This is a genomic window from Streptomyces gelaticus, from assembly GCF_014649535.1.
GTDB classification, from domain to species: Bacteria; Actinomycetota; Actinomycetes; order Streptomycetales; family Streptomycetaceae; genus Streptomyces; species Streptomyces gelaticus.
This window is the reverse complement of the sequence record NZ_BMTF01000029.1, coordinates 65,217-84,035: the sequence shown is the minus strand read 5'-3', so window position 1 is coordinate 84,035 and position 18,819 is coordinate 65,217. Positions and strand designations below refer to the sequence as shown.

At 67.8% G+C, this 18,819-nt stretch carries 15 protein-coding genes and 5 pseudogenes; 15 read left to right on the top strand and 5 right to left on the bottom strand.

Annotated features, from left to right (window positions below; genetic code table 11):
* Nucleotides 1-1,175 precede the first annotated feature (1,175 nt).
* Nucleotides 1,176-1,328 carry a hypothetical protein gene (locus tag IE107_RS30095; protein ID WP_189547511.1) on the top strand — a complete coding sequence of 51 codons (153 nt, stop codon included), beginning with the start codon at nt 1,176-1,178 and terminating at the stop codon, nt 1,326-1,328.
* A gap of 194 nt (nt 1,329-1,522) precedes the next feature.
* On the opposite strand, the gene IE107_RS30090 is transcribed toward IE107_RS30095, so the two are convergent.
* Entirely contained in the window at nt 1,523-2,179 is a 657-nt protein-coding gene (locus tag IE107_RS30090; RefSeq protein WP_189547510.1) for a hypothetical protein, read from the bottom strand.
* A 281-nt stretch (nt 2,180-2,460) separates the two neighbouring features.
* On the opposite strand from IE107_RS30090, the gene IE107_RS30085 reads away from it, so the two are divergent.
* The 4 genes from IE107_RS30085 to IE107_RS36220 all read left to right on the top strand — a co-directional run bounded on the left by IE107_RS30085 (nt 2,461) and on the right by IE107_RS36220 (nt 8,476).
* Nucleotides 2,461-3,171 carry a metal ABC transporter permease gene (locus IE107_RS30085; RefSeq protein ID WP_229867357.1) on the top strand — a complete coding sequence of 237 codons (711 nt, stop codon included), beginning with the start codon at nt 2,461-2,463 and terminating at the stop codon, nt 3,169-3,171.
* A gap of 158 nt (nt 3,172-3,329) precedes the next feature.
* Complete coding sequence (locus IE107_RS30080) at nt 3,330-6,713, top strand: outer membrane protein assembly factor BamB family protein (RefSeq protein ID WP_229867356.1); 3,384 nt, start codon at nt 3,330-3,332, stop codon at nt 6,711-6,713.
* A 74-nt stretch (nt 6,714-6,787) separates the two neighbouring features.
* On the top strand, nt 6,788-8,107 hold the full coding sequence (locus tag IE107_RS30075) for a hypothetical protein (RefSeq protein WP_229867354.1): 1,320 nt from the start codon (nt 6,788-6,790) through the stop codon (nt 8,105-8,107).
* Nucleotides 8,108-8,248: 141 nt separating this feature from the next.
* The gene (locus IE107_RS36220; RefSeq protein ID WP_373302531.1) at nt 8,249-8,476 is read left to right on the top strand and encodes an nSTAND1 domain-containing NTPase; all 228 of its coding nucleotides are present in this window, start codon (nt 8,249-8,251) and stop codon (nt 8,474-8,476) included.
* A gap of 218 nt (nt 8,477-8,694) precedes the next feature.
* On the opposite strand, the gene IE107_RS30070 is transcribed toward IE107_RS36220, so the two are convergent.
* Nucleotides 8,695-9,102 carry a hypothetical protein gene (locus IE107_RS30070; RefSeq protein WP_189547509.1) on the bottom strand — a complete coding sequence of 136 codons (408 nt, stop codon included), beginning with the start codon at nt 9,100-9,102 and terminating at the stop codon, nt 8,695-8,697.
* Nucleotides 9,103-9,422: 320 nt separating this feature from the next.
* Between IE107_RS30070 and IE107_RS30065 the strand changes: the two are divergent.
* Nucleotides 9,423-9,650, top strand: a pseudogene (locus tag IE107_RS30065) (acetyltransferase); the annotation flags it as partial.
* 399 nt (nt 9,651-10,049) lie between these two features.
* Here IE107_RS30065 and IE107_RS30060 read toward each other — a convergent pair.
* Entirely contained in the window at nt 10,050-10,691 is a 642-nt protein-coding gene (locus IE107_RS30060; protein ID WP_189547508.1) for a DUF4232 domain-containing protein, read from the bottom strand.
* Nucleotides 10,692-10,982: 291 nt separating this feature from the next.
* On the opposite strand from IE107_RS30060, the gene IE107_RS30055 reads away from it, so the two are divergent.
* Both IE107_RS30055 and IE107_RS30050 read left to right on the top strand, forming a co-directional pair.
* Nucleotides 10,983-11,321 (top strand): hypothetical protein, encoded by a 339-nt coding sequence (locus tag IE107_RS30055; protein ID WP_189547507.1) that lies wholly within the window; start codon nt 10,983-10,985, stop codon nt 11,319-11,321.
* Between the two features lie 4 nt (nt 11,322-11,325).
* Nucleotides 11,326-11,868, top strand: coding sequence for a GNAT family N-acetyltransferase (locus IE107_RS30050; RefSeq protein WP_189547506.1), 543 nt, complete (start codon nt 11,326-11,328; stop codon nt 11,866-11,868).
* Here the strand turns inward: IE107_RS30050 and IE107_RS30045 are convergent.
* Nucleotides 11,852-12,199, bottom strand: a complete 348-nt coding sequence (locus IE107_RS30045; protein WP_189547524.1) for a hypothetical protein — start codon at nt 12,197-12,199, stop codon at nt 11,852-11,854. The two genes, IE107_RS30050 and IE107_RS30045, sit on opposite strands and share 17 nt — an antisense overlap.
* Nucleotides 12,200-12,300: 101 nt before the next feature.
* Between IE107_RS30045 and IE107_RS30040 the strand changes: the two genes are divergently transcribed.
* The 6 genes and pseudogenes from IE107_RS30040 to IE107_RS30020 all read left to right on the top strand — a co-directional run.
* Nucleotides 12,301-13,239, top strand: coding sequence for an ATP-binding cassette domain-containing protein (locus IE107_RS30040; protein ID WP_189547505.1), 939 nt, complete (start codon nt 12,301-12,303; stop codon nt 13,237-13,239).
* Nucleotides 13,236-14,060, top strand: a complete 825-nt coding sequence (locus IE107_RS30035) for an ABC transporter permease (protein ID WP_189547504.1) — start codon at nt 13,236-13,238, stop codon at nt 14,058-14,060. The genes IE107_RS30040 and IE107_RS30035 overlap by 4 nt, the downstream gene beginning before the upstream one ends.
* Nucleotides 14,061-14,268: 208 nt before the next feature.
* Nucleotides 14,269-14,739: pseudogene (locus IE107_RS36215) on the top strand (MerR family transcriptional regulator); the annotation flags it as partial.
* A gap of 96 nt (nt 14,740-14,835) precedes the next feature.
* Complete coding sequence (locus tag IE107_RS36210; RefSeq protein WP_373302532.1) at nt 14,836-15,375, top strand: GyrI-like domain-containing protein; 540 nt, start codon at nt 14,836-14,838, stop codon at nt 15,373-15,375.
* A pseudogene (locus tag IE107_RS30025) lies at nt 15,329-16,341 on the top strand (BtrH N-terminal domain-containing protein). Before IE107_RS36210 ends, IE107_RS30025 begins: the two are co-directional and overlap by 47 nt.
* Before the next feature lie 422 nt (nt 16,342-16,763).
* Nucleotides 16,764-16,930, top strand: a pseudogene (locus IE107_RS30020) (pyridine nucleotide-disulfide oxidoreductase); the annotation flags it as partial.
* A 138-nt stretch (nt 16,931-17,068) separates the two neighbouring features.
* On the opposite strand, the pseudogene IE107_RS36295 reads toward IE107_RS30020, so the two are convergent.
* Nucleotides 17,069-17,340, bottom strand: a pseudogene (locus tag IE107_RS36295) (transposase); the annotation flags it as partial.
* 132 nt (nt 17,341-17,472) lie between these two features.
* Between IE107_RS36295 and IE107_RS30010 the strand changes: the two are divergent.
* Nucleotides 17,473-18,072 carry a GOLPH3/VPS74 family protein gene (locus IE107_RS30010; protein ID WP_189547503.1) on the top strand — a complete coding sequence of 200 codons (600 nt, stop codon included), beginning with the start codon at nt 17,473-17,475 and terminating at the stop codon, nt 18,070-18,072.
* Nucleotides 18,073-18,819 lie beyond the last annotated feature (747 nt).

Below are 18,819 nucleotides of genomic sequence, written 5' to 3'. Positions count from 1 at the left end.
ATACGCATGCCAGAGAATCCCGGCCCGCCGTAATCGGGCCGGGATTCTCGTCCGTCCCCGGCCACAAGAATATCCCTGAGGTTGATCCCCAGGAGTGGACACCGGGTTTCATGCGACGAGTGACAGCGTACGTGATGTGGTCAGTTTCTGTTCGAACCCGGCTGGTGTGAGGTGGCCGGGCGCGGAGTGCCGACGGCGCCGGTTGCAGTACGACAGTCGGCAGAACAGCTCCAACCGAGTCTGTGCCTTCGGGGTCCGCACGGACCTCTCTCACGGTCCGCTTCTCCTCGGCCCGGCGCTCGGCTCGGGCCTGCTCGGTGGCCAGATGCGGGTAGTCGGCACAGGACGCCCCAGCACCCGGTAGATCCGCCGCACGCCGAAGTCGGTGCGGCGGTTGTTGGAGATGAAGTACCAGCGGTGGGGCTCACTTCACCTCTCGCGCGAAACAGGCCGCTGCCCGGCGCAGGATCCCGCGTTCCAGCTACCACTCTTGCCCGAGCTTGAGCAGCCGTGCGTTCCACGCCCGCAGCCGGGCCAGCTCCTCCGCCGCATTCTGCCTGCCATCACGGGCCTCGGGCGCGGCCCGCGTGGCGGCACCTCGTCGCGCGGCCGCCCTGGCATCCCCCCGCCGGCCACACCACCAAACAACTCGCCCAGAGCCATGCCATCTCTCCCACCACAGCCTCGGAACACGTCACCGCACTACGAGACGCCGGCCTGGTCATCAGCCTCCGACAAGCACGGTGCGACACACCACCGCCTTGGGAACCAAACTCATCTCAACCTCGGCCGGCACTCCGGGGATCCGACTCCACTGACAAAGCCACGCACCATCACACCCACCACTCGGCCCATACAGTGGCTGGCCGCCGGCCCTGATGGGACGCCTCCGAGAGACAGAACAGAGGACCAGCAGGGTGCTGCGATTGAAGGAGCGCGACCCCGCTGTCCTGGCCCGTTTCGTACGGCCACGGGTGACCAGCCCGGAGTGGGCGTACTGGCGGCGTGAAATCGAAGCCACCAGAGGCTGCGGGAGACCGGGGACACCCGGCTGCGGGTGCTGTGTACGTGCACCACGCCGAACGACTGGGGTGGGGTCGGCGGATGTCCGCTCGGGCAGTGGGTGGCTGAGCAGCCGCGCTCGTACGGCGGCTGGGGGGCTGGAGGCGGGGCGTGTGGCCGAGCTGGAGAAACTCGGGATGGTGTGGTCGGAGCAGAGCAGGGAACACTCGGCATCGCCCGCGCCCTGCACGCTGGCCGGCTTCCGCAGGGTCTTCCGCTTCCTCCAGCACCACGCGGTTGAACTCTTCGACCGTGTCCCGGCCTGACGCATCGGCTTCGCCGGATCCGTCTTTCGCCGCCATGCGCTCGCTCGTCACCGCTGAAATAATGGCCTTCGGTGTCCCAGAGCGAGAACGACGGCAGGCTCCTGTCGGGGTGTGTGTCGCGGGTAAGGCCTTCAGCCTCTCGGGGGAAACGGCGAGGCCGGAGCGTCGGGGCTGAAGAGGCACAGGCATCACAGCTACCCCTGTAGCGCGGGTTCCAACTCGACTACAGCGCGGGCGCCATCACCCCAAGCTCGCTTCACCTCGCCTTCGACACGTACCCGGTAGCGGCCCGCGGGAAGCTGCACGACCACCGCTGTCTCGCACTCCTCGGTCGAGAACTGTGCCGAGCCATCCGGTACGAGATTCGCCAGAGCCCCGGATATCGACGTGCCTGATGAGGGAGAGGGAAGGAACGCGATCGAGCCCGTCTGCACCTCGACGAATCCTGCATCCGTCGCGTCCTCACTGCACGGGTTGCTCACATAGTCGAGGAAGTCGCGATCGGTGAGATGGCCGAGCTCCGACCAGCACGCCTCCACGAGCACCAGTCTCTCTCCCGCCCGGAAAACCTCTACGTAGCCGCCGGACGCGATCATGATCGTGAGCAGCTCACCGCCGCTGCAAGGCACTCGCGCGAAGGGCAGACCACCTGCTCCGAGCAGCGCTCGTAGACACTGCGCCCAATCGCTGTCGCCGTCCTCCAGATCCGGGACAGCGTCGTCGCTGTCAACATGGTTCGTCGTTCCCTGCCACGTCGCGGCGATCTCAGCGTCACCGAGAACCATCATGATCGAGCTATTGATGCTCACCACCGAACCGAGGTGAGTGGGCCTCGCCTCTGATGCATCCATGTCGCTCTCCTTCTCCAACGAGGACCGCGAGGCACCGAATGACTGGGCATCCCGGTGTCCGACGAAAGTGGCCGACTGCAGACTGAGACTGATCCTTTGGAGTGGACACCCGGCCGATCAGCGCATCGGGGTCGTCGCGTTCGACCGGGGTGCAGTAGTTCCTCGTCCAGTACGAGATCCCGCGCTCCCGATCGTACTCGATCGCCCGGTGCCCACGCCGAGCGCTTCGGCGGTCGGCGGATATGCCGGGTACTTGAGGTCTCACGCTCGGGCTGCTACCGGTGGATCGCGGTGCGAAAGCCCGTGCTGAGCGGCAGGGCGTCGACGACGCGCTGGTCACGGAGATCCGCGAGATCCACGCCGAACGCAAGGAGACCTACGGGATCCGCCGGATCCAAGCCGAACTGTGCGGCTTCGGACATTCCGTCAACCGCAAGCGCGTGGGGCGGTTGATACGCAAGTACGGTCCGGAGGGCCGCCATCGGCCGCGGACCGCTGCTCGACCCGGCCGGGACGAATACTCCACTCCCGCACCTCACGCCCGCCGGGGCGTCGTCGGACGGTCACCTCGCCTGTCGCAGGACACCATCATCGGCCTGCTCTTCGTGGGGATGCTGTCGCTGGGCGTGATCATCGTGTCGCGTTCGCAGTCGTTCGCGGTCGATCTGACCGGCTTCCTCTTCGGTGATGTGCTCGCCGTGCGTTCGGCCGACCTGGCCTACCTCGGGGGTGCGCTGATGATCTCCGTACTCGGCTACCGGCCGTTCGTCGCGTTGGTATTCGACGAGCGCAAGGCGCACACGCTGGGGCTCCGGCCGCACCTCGCGCATGCGGCACTGCTGGCCCTTCTCACGCTGGCCGTCGTCGCGTCAGGCCTGTGGTCGGCCTCCGTCGGCCCGTGGTCGGGTCCGTGGTCGGGGGCGGGCCCGACCGTACGGCGGATATGCGCGGGCGCTCCGAGTGCTCCGCTCTCGCTGGCTGTGGAGGGCTGAACGGTGTTCATCAGTGTGCTCGTACGGCGGTTTGCGGACCGGACTGCGGGGTGAGGTCGATGCCTCACGCGTCCTCTCATGAATTCCCCGGGACCCTTCGATGAAGATCGCCCCCTCTGGGGTCCGAAACCAGTCTGTTCGAACTAGCCTCCTGGCGCGTGAGATTCCTACGCAGAGCAGCAGGGCTCGGCCTTGCGCTGCTCTATTCCATCCTGGGCTTCTGTGTGCAGCCCGCCGCGGCGCATGTGTCGCCGCAGCACGGCGAAATCGTCATCTCCACCAAGAACGACGTCACCAGCGGGCGGCTGATCGTCCACCGTGACGTGGTGACACCGCAGAACGCGAGCTCCTGGGCCTCGCACCTGCTGAGCACGTCGAGCTGCCCCGCCACCGGCGCCGGCGTCGCCGGAGACTCCGGAGGCGTTCCTGGCGGCGTCGTGGTCGAGCTCGCGTGGAACTGTCATGTCGACAAGCTCGACCTGAGTGCCATGCTGAAGCAGAGCGGACTGACCCAGGTCGTCGCCGAGTTCGACGGCACCACGTCCAACGCCAACGCTCAGACCCCCGTCGTCGACGTATCGGGCGCCCACGCGCTCCCCACCTTCCCGTGGGCAGTGGTGGCCCTCGGCATCGTACTGGCCGCCGCACTGCTGCTCGCGGTGTGGCAGATCCGCACCGGGCGGCTCCGAATCGCCCAGCTCATCGCCAGGGTGCGCGCCGGCAGCGGGCGGTTCACGCCGGCCGCCGTCGGGGCGCTGGTGCTGTCCTTCCTGGCTCCCCAGGTGGCCGCGGCGGCGCCGCTCGCCGAGCCGACCGCGAACACGGTCACCGTCACGGGCACGGTCTTCAAGGACACCAACGGCAACGGCAAGCGCGACGCGGGTGAGGTCCCGATGCCCGGGGTCGACATCACGGACGGCGCCGTCTGGACGACGACGGGCCTCGACGGCTCCTACGCCCTGCAGATCGACCCGACCCGCCGGGAGACCGACCTCGTCAGCATCGTCTCCCCGAACGGCTACACCCCCGCACTGCGCGAGGACTACATCCCGCAGTTCTTCCACAAGGTCCCGGAGGAGGGCGGCTCCGGCATCGACTTCGCCCTCGTCAAGGACAAGAACGCCGCCAACCCCACCGAGAAGTGGGTGATGAACTCCGACATCGAGGTCAGCAACACCACGGACGCCGCCGCCGAGAGCGCGTCGAAGTGGTGGCCCAAGCAGGTCGAGGCGATGTCCGAGGTCGACGGCGCCACCATGGCGATCACGACCGGTGACAACACCGTGACCGACTACGCGGCGGAGCCGCGGCGTCAGCGCGGCTACGACGTCCTGCGCAAGGGCCTCGCCGAAGGCAAGCTCGGTATGCCCTTCTACCCCGTGGTCGGCAACCACGACGTCGGTGGCACCGCCACCTCCAAGGGCTACGGCGGCAGCATGGAGTACTACCGCCGCAACCTCGGCCCCGAGTGGTACAGCTTCGACCGCAACGGCCGTCACATCGTCGTCCTTGAGGACAACTACGACTCGAGCGGCCTGAAGCCGCAGCTGGAGTGGCTGCGCGAGGACCTCGAGCGCCACGCCGTCGGCAAGCAGGTGTTCGTCTTCGCACACCGCTCGCTGTTCACCCAGTGGGGTCCGGGGGCCGGCATGCAGCCGACCGTCGATGAACTGTCGAAGTACGACGTGCGGTTCTTCGCCGCGGGCCACAACCAGCAGGCCGAGTACCGCCGTGGTGCCTTCGACCGTTCGGTCGAGATCAACAACCAGGGCCAGTACGGCATCGACGGTGCCCGCGCGGACTTCAAGATCCTCGACTTCAAGGGCATCTACGATGACCCGAACACGAAGCAGAACGAGGACACCGGCTATGTGATGGGCACCCACCGCCAGTTCGACGTCCGCGACGCGGTAGCGCTGGTCAGCCCCGCCCAGGGCAGTGTGCACGGCAACAGCGCCGGAATCCCGATCGAGCTGTACACCGAGGACGCCGGGCGCACCCCGGCCACGGCCGCGCTGACCATCCGCGACTCGCGCGGCCGCGTCGCCTGGCACAAGGAGCGGATGAAGTTCGGCGGCAAGGTCCGCAAGACCGGCATCGAAAACTGCTACACCGCCCCTGGCGGCACCCCGGAGCCCTGCCCGCAGCCCCGGATCTCGTGGACCCGGGTAAGCAGCAGTCTCCCTGGCATGCGGCCGGACATCTACACGGCCGAGATGACCGCGGTCGACACGCGCGGCAAGGCGTGGCCCACCGTCACCAACACCTTCACGGTGGTGCCCGAAGGCAAGATCGCCGCGCCCAGGACCGGCCAGGACTGGCTGCGTCAGGGGCGCGACGAGGCGGGTCGCTCCGCCGGCGCCGACGAGCCGGGCACCGAGCTCGACCTGCAGTGGGCGGCCAACACCGGCGAGCAGTTCAACCTCAACGGTTCGGTCGTCGTGGACGGCAAGGTGATCGTCTCCTCCCGGGCGTTCGACTCGCCGCACCACATGATGCTGGCCTACGACGTCAAGTCCGGCCGCGAGATGTGGCGCACCTACCTGGACGGTGACGCCGAGTCGGCGCCGACCTACCACCACGGCAAGGTCTACCTGACCACCGCCGTCGGCCGGATCTACGCTCTGGATGCCGCGGACGGCCATGTCGTCTGGCAGAAGATCGAGGACGAGGAGCGGCACGGCAACACCGTGCGCCGGTACGGCCGGGCCGGTGGTCCGGTCACCGTCTTCGACCTGAAGTCCGAGCAGCGCACCGTCGCCGTCCACCAGAACTGGGGCAAGGTCGAGTGCCGTGACGCCGAGACCGGCGACCTGCTGGGCGGCTTCAACGGCGCGACGAGCTGGGGCCAGTTCCACAGCACGGCCGTCCGTCAGCCAGGCTCCGACATCGCCTACCTGCACACCGGTTCCAGCAACACGGTGGTCGCCATCGACCTCGTGACCTGCAGCCAGATGTGGGCGAAGGACACCAACGGCGACATCGCCAGCCACTCCTCCCCGGCCTTGACCGACCCGGCCACGGGCGAACCGGAGCTGGTGACGATGACGAACAGCGGCGTCCGCGGGCACGCCCTCAGCACTGGTGCGGTGCTGTGGCAGGCCCCGCTGGGCGGCGGCAGCGGCTGCGGCGAGAGCGGCCCCGCCCCGCTGACCAGCCCTGCGGTCTGGGGCACCACCGCCTACGTCGCCGGCCGCGACGGCGTCATCCGGGCCTACGACACCAGCGCGGCCACCCCGTCCAAGCCGATCTGGGAGACCAAGGTCGGCTACCAGCCCGGCAGGAAACCCGTGGGGTGCACCGGGGACCTCAACTCGCCCGCGATGCACGCCCTGGTCACCAAGGATCTGGTGTACGCGGGCACCCGCGACGGCCGCCTGGTCGTCCTGGACCGCGCCACCGGCAAGCTGCTGACCGAGTACAACCTCGGCGCCGGCGTGACTTCGGCGCTCTCCGTCAGCGGTGACTACGTCTTCGCCCTCACCGACGACGGCTCGCTCCACGCACTGGCCGCCCGCCACCTGCGCGGCAACGGCCACTGATCAACGGTCCTCGAGTTGCCTCCCCCGCCAGGGGAGGCAACTCGAGACGCTCCACTCTCGACGGGACCACCACTGTGCACACCCTCCACACCGCCCGCAGCCGCGCCGCCCGTCTCGTACTGATCGGCCTGGCCGCCGCACTGGCGTTGCTCAGCGCCGCAGGCACCGCCGAGGCCCACCCCTTCGGCACACCACCAGTGGCCAAGATCAAGGCCGAAGGCCGCACCGTAGAGATCACCTGGTCGTCCCAGAAGGACGACCTGGCCGTCCTGCACCGGGCGGCCAAGGGGGACGAGGCGGCCTACCTCGGCTCCCACATCACCGTGGGCCAGGACGGGCGCGAGTGCCGACTGGGCACAGTGGACACCCATCAGCTCGCGAGCAAGGGCGCCGTAGTGCCCTACACCTGCCTCGAACCCGTGGACACGGTCACCCTCACCATCACCGCGCTGACCGACGTCAACCCCGCCTACCGAACAATCTCGGTAATGGACAACGGCGGCGGACTGCACACCTCCAGCAACCCCACCCTCACCCTCACCCTCAGAGGCACCGGCAACCCCGGCACCACCGCGTCCACAGCGTCAACGAGCGTGTGGACCACAGACCTTGCGGCATTGCTGGACCATGACGTCGTACTCCCAGCGGCCCTTCTCATCTCGGCCGTGGTGGGCGCCTTCCACGCCTGCGCCCCCGGCCACGGTAAATCGCTCGCCGCCGGATACCTCGTAGGCGCCGGAGGCAGGCCACGAGACGCGGTATGGCTCGGCGTCATCGTCGCCGTCATGCACACCGCATCGGTCGCCGTACTCGCCGTAGGCTGGTGGCTCGCCGCCAAGCAGGCGCCGAACGTCGCAGCGGTGACGAACTGGCTGCAGCTGATCGCAGCCCTGGTTGTGGTCGCCGTGGGCATCAACCTGCTCCGGCGCCACCTGATCAACCGGAAGCACGGGCACAGCCATGTGCACGGCCATGGGCATGGGCACGGCCATGGGCATGGGCACGACCATGGGCATGGGCACGACCATGCCCACAGTCACCACATCCCGACATACAAGTCCCTGCTCACCTGGCACGGCATCCTGCTCCTCGGCACATCCGGCGGCCTGCTCCCCTCCCCGTCGGCGTTCCTCGTCCTGCTCACCGGGCTGCTGACCGGCCGGGTCGGCACAGCGGTCGCGATGGTGGCGGCGTTCGGCGTCGGCATGGCACTGACCCTCACCGGCGTCGGCCTTGCAGTACTACGCGGTCGCAACGCCTTCCTCACCCGCGCTTCGACCTCGCCCGTGCTGCGCATCTGGAGCACCCGCGTCCCGATCGTCGCCGCCTGGTCCGTCGTCATCGGCGGCACCGCGGCATCGGCTGTCGCCGCCGGCCACGTCCTGGCCTCGTGACCCGAGGCAACGAGCGGCCCCGCCCGCCAGCGCCCCGTCCCGGTACCCGCAACCCGGAACACCTCCACCAGACCGCGGGCCCGCTTTCTGCTCTGGGCAAGGGCGCGTTGCCGCTGGTCGAGGTCCTGCTGCCCGATCTCGGTGCCGACCGCACAGCAGGGTCACGACCCGGAGGCGCTGCCGCTGCTCTCCCACGCTCTACGCGCCACTTGGCAGCGCCGCGAGGACCGCACACTCACCGTGGCCGGCTACGTGGCCGCAGGTGGTGTCCGGAACACGATCTGCATCACCGCCGAGACGCACTACGGCAAGGGGCAGTGCGGACCTTGTGCTCTCCGGCTACGCCATTACTCCCGAGCGGAAGGCTGAGGTGGACATCGCCGGACCGTCGGCTTGGCGCTCCAGGGCGGCTGGCCGCCTTGCGAGCGTCGATGCCGCTCTCGGCCTGGGTCACCAGGTCATCGACACGATCAGTGGCATCGACTCCGCCCGCATCACCACCAGCACACCGGGCACCGGGCACCGGGGCAGGTAAAGCCACCCCGGTGCCGGCAGCCGGCCCACCTCTACGGCAGTGGCGGCACGTCTCAGCGGACCGTCACATTGAAGACCGGTGAGGCCGTGGTGCCGCTGACGATGCGCAGATCGTTCTTGCCCTTCAGGCCGAGCTTGACGCCGAGTGAGTAGGAGCCGTTCCGCGAGACGGTCGTGGACGCGGGGAGGCTGACCCACTTGCTGTGCTGCTTCTGCTGAAGAGTCACCTTGCTGCCCACCTTGAGACCGGTGGTCTGGCCCGTGACCCGGAACAGCTGCCAGGCACGGACGGAGGACACCGACGGCTTGGCCGTTATGCCCGCCTTGGCGGGTACGGCCTTCTGCACGACGCCGACGTTCGCGGCCGGGGTGGCCGCCATCGCGGTGCCCGCGACGGCAAGGGAGGCCGCGCCGAGGACACCGACGACGGCTGTGCGCAGGGAGTGCCGCTTCGAGATCATCACAGATCTGCCCCTTTCTAGGGTGAGAACAGCCTTTCGCGCCAAAGGGCACCTACATGTCGATTGGCGTAGTCACTAGAAACGACGACACAGTGGGGGCAGACGTTCATCGGGGCTCTGTCGCTGTCTTGTAACAGCCGAGCAAGGCCGGAAGCGATGGGGGGCTTGGAACAACTTCCACGGCCGCGAGGAATCGGAGCGCGTCCTGAGCGGGCTCAAGTTCGCGGACGAGGCGAAGCAGGACGGTTCTCCAGACATTCAGATGTGTCTCGTATCGTCAATCACTTGCCTGGTACGACCTCGCCGGTGAGGAGCAGCGGGTGCCCACAGCTACGCCGGACGGGCGTGCGGGAATCAACGCCGCGCTGGTGAAGCGGTTGATCGCCGCTCAGTTCCCTCAGTGGAGCCGTCTGCCCGTGATCCCGGTGCCGGTGGACGACTGGGACAACCGCACCTACCGCCTGGGTGACGACATGACGGTCCGCCTGCCCACCGCAGCCGGCTACGCTCCCGCGGTCGACAAGGAATGCAACTGGCTGCCTCGCCTCCGGCGGCTCTCCCGAGCCGTGGTACTCCGACACCCCCGAGCCGTCCGAGCCGAGCACGCGCCCAATCCCCTGCCCGACGTGCCGGGCCAGCCATGAGATCGCCCTCACCGGCCGGTGAGGGCGATCCCGCGACGGCCACGCGCCCCAACGGGCACAGCTGGGTCCGCCGCACAGGGAGCAGTGGCTGACGAACCTGATGAAGCGGGCGATCCTCGCCATGGCGACCTGAACCCCCCGCCCGACAGCGCCCCTTGGAACCTGCTGCGAAAGGGGCATGCCAAGTGGGCGCCGACACGGGCTGGCCACACTCGGGGTAGCCAAGATCCTGGCCGGATCCGGCGATTGGCCACCGGCCGGCCGCGCGCGCCGCGCCTACTCGGTCGTGTGCGTGGGGTAGACCTAAACGTCGGTGTAGGCGCCCTTGATGTCTCCCGCGTCCGCGGGCCACTTCAGGCTCACGGTGTGGGTCTCGTTCGGGGGCGTCACCAGGATGTTGGTCGGGGACGCGAGGCTGTCGCCGGTGTTGTCGATGTCGTAGGCGAGGTTGAAGACGGCGGCGTCACCGGGCTTCAGGGTGGTGATACGCGGCTGGGCGTGGCCGCGCTCGATGGGGTTCGAGGTGTTGTCGGCGTCCTTGATGTCGACGCCCGCAAAGCCCGTCGCCGAGCAGGTGGTCGAACCCCGGTTGATCATGGTGATGTCGATCCTGCCGGATTCCTCGTCGGGTGCGGCGTCCCTGGCATCGATGGCCAGGTCCTTCGTCTTGCAGAACGTGACCTTGCCGCCGGTCTTCGTCGCGCCGTTCGCGGCTGCCTCTGCCTTGGTTTCCTCACCGGAGCCCGACTTCGCGTCGCTGGCCTCCGAGCCGCCCGAGCCCGGGCTGCCCTCCGACTTCGAGCCACCGTCCGAGGACGAAGAAGACGAGGCCGAGGAGCCCTTGGCGGACGAGTCCTTCCCGGAGCTGTCGCTGCCACAGGCGGTGAGCGAGAGGGTGGCGGCGACGCCGATGGCGGCGAGAGCAGTGATGCGGGTGTACTTCACGGTGTTCCCCCAGAACGAGCGCTGTGCATGTGGTCGGAAGTATTTGTATTCCGCACCGAGTCACAGGCGGCCCTCCGCGGCGTCTTCGTTCCGTCACAGGCGTATTGACCTCATGGTCCGCCCTGCGCGGGCACGAACGGCCCCGTCAGATCGACCCGTTCCAGCACGGGCACCAGGGCAGCCGGCACCCGCTGCAGATCCTCGATGCGCGCGCCGCACTCCGTCAGCGCGCCTTCAGATGCGCCGCCTCCGCCTCCGCCGGCTCCCGCCCGCGCTGCCCACCACCAGCTCGTGCTGCACGCGTTCCAGCTCGGCGCGTATTGCGGCGGCGTCCTCGTGTTCCTGGCCGTCCTCGATGTCACCGGCCGGGGCATTTGGGGGTGGTCGGGGTGTCGGGAGGGGCCGGTGCGGGCAGCCGGAGACCGGCGGCGGATGGTCGTGCGGCTGATGGTCGTGCCGCTGATGAGCCACGGCCGCCCTGCAGCCCGGAACGAGGCTGCACCGCCGGCTTTGAGACGACCTCAGTACCGCGGCCTCGACGGCAAGGGCGGCAACCATCCGACCGAGCCGGGGCGTGTATCGAAAGTGCCTGGTGAGGATGACGGAGAGCCCATTTGTGATCCAGAATGATTGGATGGTCACGCTTGAGACTCCCCGTCTGATCCTGCGTCGCTGGCGCGAGGAAGACATTGCGCCCATGGCTGCCGTCAATGCCGACCCCGAGGTCATGCGGTGGATCCGTGACGGCAGCGTCCGTGACGTACAGCAGACTCGCGGCGGGGTCCAGGCGTGGGAGAGCGAGTGGGAGTCACAGGGTTTCGGCCTGTTCGCCGTGGAGATCCGGTCCACTGGCGAGCTGGCCGGGTTCACCGGCCTCTCGGTGCCCGGCTTCTTGCCGGAGGTACTGCCTGCGGTTGAGGTCGGCTGGCGGCTGGGACGTTCCCACTGGGGGCAGGGCTTGGCCACCGAGGCCGCTGCGGCCGCTGTACGGTTCGGGTTCGAAGAGCGAGGGCTGGAGCGGATCGTCAGCATCATTCAAGTGGGCAACGAAGCCTCCGAACGGATCACCGCCAAACTCGGGATGCATCCGGTCCGTGAGACCGTCAATCCCACCTGCGGTCGGCGAGTTCGGGTGTTCGAGTTGTCGTCGGACCAGCACGTCACAACCACTCGTTGATGGCGGCAACGAGGACGGTGACCTCGCAGCGGACCGCGAGTTTGTCGTACCTGGTGATCACGCGGGCTTCTGCCTCTGTTCGACGGTCAGGTGCAGCTTGGTGGAGGCCTTGACACCTGATCTTGGACATCCGCTTCCCGTGTTCGGCCAGGACCCGGTAGATGCTGGACAGGCTCGAGGTCTGCCTCTTACGCCTGCCGGTGGGGATGATCAGGCCGGGCTGGATCTGCTCGACCGTCTCGCCGCCAGCACGGCGACGCGGGACGGTGGGCAGCGTGTCGTCGCTGTACTGACGGGCGGCCGACCTCTGTTCAAGTTTGACCAGCCTCACACTTCCTGCAGCTTCGCGATGTAATCAAGTTTGACTAATCGCCTGCGGCACCCTACTTTGCGCATCTAATCAAATTTGATTACTGAAAGAAGGAGGATGTTTTGCCTGACTACGATCTGGCGATCGTCGTCGAAGGTCTGCGGAAGAAGTACGGAGACAAGCAGGCCCTCGACGGCCTCGATCTCGCGGTCCGAGCCGGGACCGTCCAGGGGATTCTCGGCCCGAACGGCGCCGGCAAGACCACGGTTGTACGCACCATGTCCACGCTGCTGCGCCCCGAGGAGGGGCGTGTCGAGGTGGCGGGCATCGACGTGAGGACCCGGGCCCGAGAGGTGCGCTCGCGGATCGGGCTGCTCGGCCAGAACGCCGCCGTCGACGAGGAGCTCAGCGGCCGCCAGAACCTGGAGATGTTCGGCCGCCTCCACCATCTCGGCGCACGCCGCGCCGGCGCAAGGGCTGATGAGCTCCTGGCCCGGTTCGGGCTCACGGACACCGGCAACAAGGCAATCAAGCAGTACAGCGGAGGCATGCGACGCAGGCTCGACCTCGCGGCCTCCCTCATTTCCCAGCCGGAGGTGCTCTTCCTGGACGAGCCCACGACCGGGCTCGACCCCCGCGGCCGCACCGAGGTATGGAACGCGGTGCGGTCCCTGGTCGGCGACGGCACGACCGTCCTGCTGACCACGCAGTACCTGGAGGAGGCCGATCAGCTGGCCGACCGGATCACGGTGATCAACCACGGGAAGGTCATCGCCGAGGGCACGGCCGACGAGCTGAAGTCCAAGACGGGCGGCGACCGAATCGACGTGGTCCTGCACGACACGGCCCAGCTGGCCCGCGCCGCCTCGCTCCTGCCCGGTGAGGTGGCGGTGGACGAGAACCGACGGATGGTCAGCTCCTCGGTCAGCGACCGGATGGCGGCACTGACCGAGACCGTGCGGGCGCTGGAGGCGGCAGGCATCGAGGCGGAGGACATCGCGGTACGCCGGCCGACCCTCGACGAGGTCTTCATGCACCTGACGAAGGAGGTCGCCGCATGAGTGCGACGCACAGTGTGGACACGGCGCACGGCACGGGTCTGAAGCTGAGCTGGGCGGCGGCCGACTCATGGACGATGACCAGGCGCGAGCTGGCGCACTGGGCGCGTCAGCCGGTGCAGGTGGTCGTCGGGCTGGTCTTCCCGGTGATGATGCTGCTGATGTTCAGCTACCTGATCGGCGGTGGACAGGGCATCGAGGGGGACTTCAAGTCCTACCTGGTACCCGGCATGCTCACCATGACCATGGCCTTCGGTCTTGAGGCGACGATGCTCTCTGTCACCCAGGACCTCGGCAAGGGGGTCATCGACCGGTTCCGCTCGATGCCGATGAACTCTGGCGCGGTCCTGGTCGGGCGGAGCGTCGCCGACATGCTGCAGTCAGCGGTCGGCCTGACCGTGATGATCGCGATCGGATACGCGATCGGCTGGCGCTGGCACCACGGATTCGCCTCCTTCCTGGGAGCGGTGGGACTGCTGTTGCTGCTCCGGTTCGCGATGCTGTGGATCGGCATCCACCTGGCGATGGTCGCGGGCAAGGCGGAACTGGTGCAGGCCGTGCAGATCCTGGTCTGGCCGGTCAGCTTCCTCTCCAACGCCATCGCCTCGCCCGAATCGATGCCGTCCTGGCTGGGCGCGATCGTGGAGTGGAACCCGATGTCCGCGACGGCCACCGCGGTACGCAGCCTGTTCGGCAATCCGGGCGCGGTCGGTGACTCCTGGGCCGCGACCCACGCGGAACTCCTCGCGGTGGCCTGGCCGGTGGCCCTGGTCGCGGTGTTCTTCCCGCTGGCAGTGAAGCGGTTCCGGGACCTGAGCCGCTGACGGACCCGGCCTCGGCCTCCGGCCCGGAGGCCGAGGCCGGAGCCGCCTGGCGAGGTCGGCGCCGACGTACCGCGCAACAGCGGCTCCGCGAAACCGGTGACGGCCACGGATCCGCACAGCCACTTCGGCCGCACAACAGTCTTGGAGACCGACGAGCATGGCTCAGTACCTGCACACTCCCAAGTCGCAGTCCCCTGCGCCGCACGCTGCCGACGTCCTTGAGGGGCTGACGACCGCGATCACCGTCGACCAGCAGCGGATCGGCTCCGACCCCCGCTCCACGGTCGGCACCGCCACCGACACCGACGCCATGCTCCGCATCCTCTTCAGCCGGCTCGGCCGACCGCACATCGGGCCGCCGAGCGCGTCCCCGGACGTCCCGAGCGATGACGGCGGCGAAGAGGAGCAGGACGATGTCGCGGCTCATGGTGGACTCTCCCACGGTGGGAGAGTCCACCATGATGGCGTGCAAGACGAACTTCTCACCATCGGGCGCTTCGCCCGCCTGTGCCGGCTCAGCGTCAAGCAGCTACGGCACTACGACGAGACGGGGCTATTGGCTCCGGTCCGTGTGGACGCCGGCTCCGGGTACCGCTATTACGCCCCTGAACAGGCGCGCGACGCCTTGACCATCGCCCTGCTCCGCGAGATGGATCTTCCCCTGGCTGTGATCGCCCGGACGCTGGCTGCCGAGCCTGAGTCCAGAGCACAGATCCTGCGCACTGAACGGGACCGGCTGGCCGAGCGGATCAGCAGGGATCAGACACGGCTGGAGATGCTGGAGCGGCTGGCGGAGGGCGGCCTGCCCGGCTACGAGGTGACGATCGGCAGAGAGCGGGAGCGACGGCTGTCGGTGGTGCGAACAGACTGCTCCCCTGCGAGGATCGGGGAGAAGGTCGAGGAGTGCGTAGGCCGACTGCTGCCCGTGCTCGGCAGGGCGGGAATCGCATGGGAGCCGCCGCTATGGGCGCTGTACCCGCTGGATCTGGAAGAGGGGATGGAGATCGCCGTCGGGGTGCAGACGCTGGAGGGGCAAGGACCATCCGGCCTGGGGCTCGAGGCGCTGCCCGGCGGAATGGTTGCGGAGACCGTGCACATCGGGCCCTGTACCCAGCTCCCCTTGGCCTACAACGCTCTCTTCGCAGCCATCCACGAGCGCGGACTGCGCCCGCAAGCGCCCGTACGGGAGGCCTGTCTCGTCGGGCCGACAGAGGTACCGCAAGAAGAATTGATGACCCGGCTGATCATCCCGTTCAGGAGAGCATGGCATGACAAAGGTGAGAGACATCAATGCCCGCGGTACGCAGCACTGTGAAACGACAGCTCTGGGGGTACTGCTGCGGCACGAGGGACTCGATCTGTCCGAGCCTGTGCTTTTCGGCCTCGGCTCCGGTCTGTCCTTCATCTACTGGGACAGCAAGAACATGGGCTTTCCCTTCCTCGGGGGCGGGTCAAGCCTTTCGAGCTCACGAGAAACCTGGCCACCAGACTCGAACTGGAACTCCTGGTCCAGGAGACCACCTCCCCCCACAGGGCATGGGAGAACGTGGCAGTCACCGTGGCAGCCGGTCGCCCCGTCGGACTGCAGCTCGACAGCTACTACCTCGACTACTTCGGGTCGAAGGTGCACTTCGGCGGTCATGTCGTCGCCATGTACGGCTACGACGACCACAACGCCTACCTGGTGGACACCACCCAGCAAGGAGGAGCGGTGTCCACCAGTCTGACCAGCCTCGCCCAGGCCAGAGGCGCGCGCGGCCCGATGACCGCCAAGCACCGCTCCTTCACTCTCACCGCTCCGAGAAACCTGCCCTCCCCACAAGGACAGATCGTCCCCGCCATCACCGCTTGCGCCGACGCCTTCCTCAACCCGCCCATCGCCAACCTCGGTCACCGAGGCATCGAGAAGGCCAGCAAGCTGGTACGCACATGGCTCCGGCGCACCGACAACCCGCAGCGGGACCTGCCACAGGCTGCCCTCTTGATGGAGAAGGGCGGCACCGGCGGTGCCCTGTTCCGAAACCTCTACCGCGACTTCCTCGCCGAATGCACCCAACTGCTCGACAGCAGCCTGCTGCGCACCGGCCACAGGTTGTACACCGAAGCGGCCACCCTGTGGACGGAAGCAGCAGCACTGATCACAAAAGCCGGTGAATCAGCCGATGCACCATGCCTCGCACAGGCAGGCATCGTCCTCCGTGATCTTTCACGCATAGAGCGCGAGGCCATGCAGGCGCTGAGCTGCTTGGAGAGTGAAGCCCCAGGCACGAACAAGCTCTGACACTATTCAAGGAACCTTCGTTTTCAGAAGATCCCTCCCGACAGGCTGCCCAGCCCCCTGGAGTCTGAAAGAAAGCCTTCAAAACCTGGGCCGCTCAAGAACCCCGGACAACCGTTTTCTGACATGATCCATGGCCGTGACGACTCATCAGGATCTGGCGGACGACGCGGGCTTGTCGTCCCCTCGCCCGACCGCTACGGCCGTAGCCTCCAGGACCTCATCAACTGGTCGCCGAGCTGCGCGAGCACGGTTCTCCGGGACGTACAGCACCTGGGCCCCAGCCCACGTCTCAGGGTCATCAGGGGAAACGAAGGCGTCTTCGTCGGCTTGACCATCGAAGTAGAAGAAGAGCAGGGTCCCGTCCCGCGGGAACTGCTCGGCAAGCCCCTCTTCGCACGCATGCCCGACGCAGAGGATCGAGCCGTAGAGCGGACGGATACTGCCCGCCTCCCGACCAGCACCCCGCATCATCGTGGCCGGCGACCTGCGCTCCGCGCGCTTCCAGCGGGTCATGACCGCCCTGGGCTTCGGCAGCGAAGCCGCGCTGCACGCCTGCTACGCGGCCGGGGAACTGCTCACCAAAGGCTGAGACACACGTCAGCGCGACGCGATGATGACGCTCGGAAGGAAATCTCCGTGACCAGTCAGGCCAAGCTGGCGGTCGCTGCTGCCGTCATCGTTCAGGACGGGCGAGTCCTGCTCGTGCACCGACTCGTCGGTGTTGCGAGCCGTCGGCCATAGCGACCAGTTCCTCGGTGCGTCCGCACGGACACCGACTGCCACGAGGACGGCGGCCATGGCCTCGTTCAGGCGAATGCGCAGATGGATGCCGTCGACCCGGATGTAGATGTAGTCGGTGCCGGACAGGTCACGCTGCTGGAAGGCAGCGTGGTCGCCCTGCGACTGGGCGGTCAGCCGGGTCACGGTGGCCGGTGGCAAGCCGGCCGAGCCGCCAAGGAACTACTCCATCGCCGGCACGAAGTCGCCGGATGGCAGGCCGCTCCCGCCTTGCGAAAGGGCTTCGGACGCTCGGCGGGGCGATACTGATCGTGACAGTCACCCCGCCGCCGGGGGCCTCGGACGCGGGCCCGGTCGGTGGAAACGCACCTTTGTCGATGAGGGGAGCCGTTCATGACCACGGCGAAAGACCTGTTCATCATCGCCATGGACCTGAAGCATTCCGTGGGACAGGGCGACCTGTCCCTCGCACTCGCGGGAGCCGAGCTGATCGATCTCATCGGTGCGGAGGCGGTCGCCGTGGACGGAGACCGCATCGTGCCGGGTGGACCGCCGACGCTGGACGATCGGTTCATGGACGAGGCTGCGGCAGCGCTCACTCGGCAGGCGCCCTACGAGCGGATCGAGGACTGGCTGTGGCGCCGGGGCCGAGACCTCTCGGCCGCGTACCAGGCCGCCTTGGAGGAGAACGGTGAACTGAAGCCGCAGCGAAGCGGCCGACTGTCCTTCGGCTCGGAACGCGTGGAACCGGTCGATACGCCCGCGCGCCGCCGTGCAACCGACCGCTGGAAAGAGAAGGAACCCGTCCTGACAGCCCTCGCCTCGGTCGTGGGCATCGACGACGAACGATCCGACGAGGAGACCGGCCTCGATGACGAGGCGGTGACAACCGTGGTGGCCGCCGTCCACGACGCGGTGATGGAACTGGAGGCCGTACGCCAGCGGCGGACCATCGAGAACGCGGCCTTCGCCAACCTCTGGCGCGGACCGTGAGCCGAGCCCACCTTCAGCGGCGCGGCCGAGCTCGACGGCGACGGTGAACGTCGCACGGCCGTCGGGCAGCTCCCACCATGACCGAGGACCCGTGCGGGACTGCTGCGGCATCCCTCCGTAACGGTGGCGGGGACGCCGATGAGGGCGACGAGGACTTGGTCTGCATGCCGGCTGATCCTCACTCACTGTGGATCGTCTGCGACAGACATGGACCAGCCGAGAAGAACTCCCGTGTTCGCTTCGAGCCCTGATCTTGTCCCGATTCGACTGCGTGACCAGTGAAGGGCTGAACTTCAACCACCTCTGCCTTTGGAGCCAGGTCGCTGAGACACGCCCAGAACATTGTGGGTGCCCTTCCTGCCTGGTGCAGCCCGTTCCTCACGCCCCCGCCGCAACCTGAGAACGGGTGGTCGCCGCGGTGGAGCCGCCAGATACCGCCCGTGGTCAGGTTCGGGTTGGCCATATCCCCATGAACGGCGACCACCACTGACAGGCGGTGCGACAAGCCGCGGGCGCTGAGACGGGACAGGGATCAACCCCACGAACGGTCAGCCTTCGCCGGCACAGGTCAACAGCGAGGATGGGATCCGGGTGCGGACCGTGGTCGAGCCGGCAGGGGTGTCACGCTGATCGGCCTGGCTCCTACGCTGCCGTGCCTCGCCGGCGCTGTACCCCATCAGGATCGCATGCGCTATAGTTGATCTTGGCAGTCCGCCGCAACTTGCGGTGACTGACAATGCGTTGGTG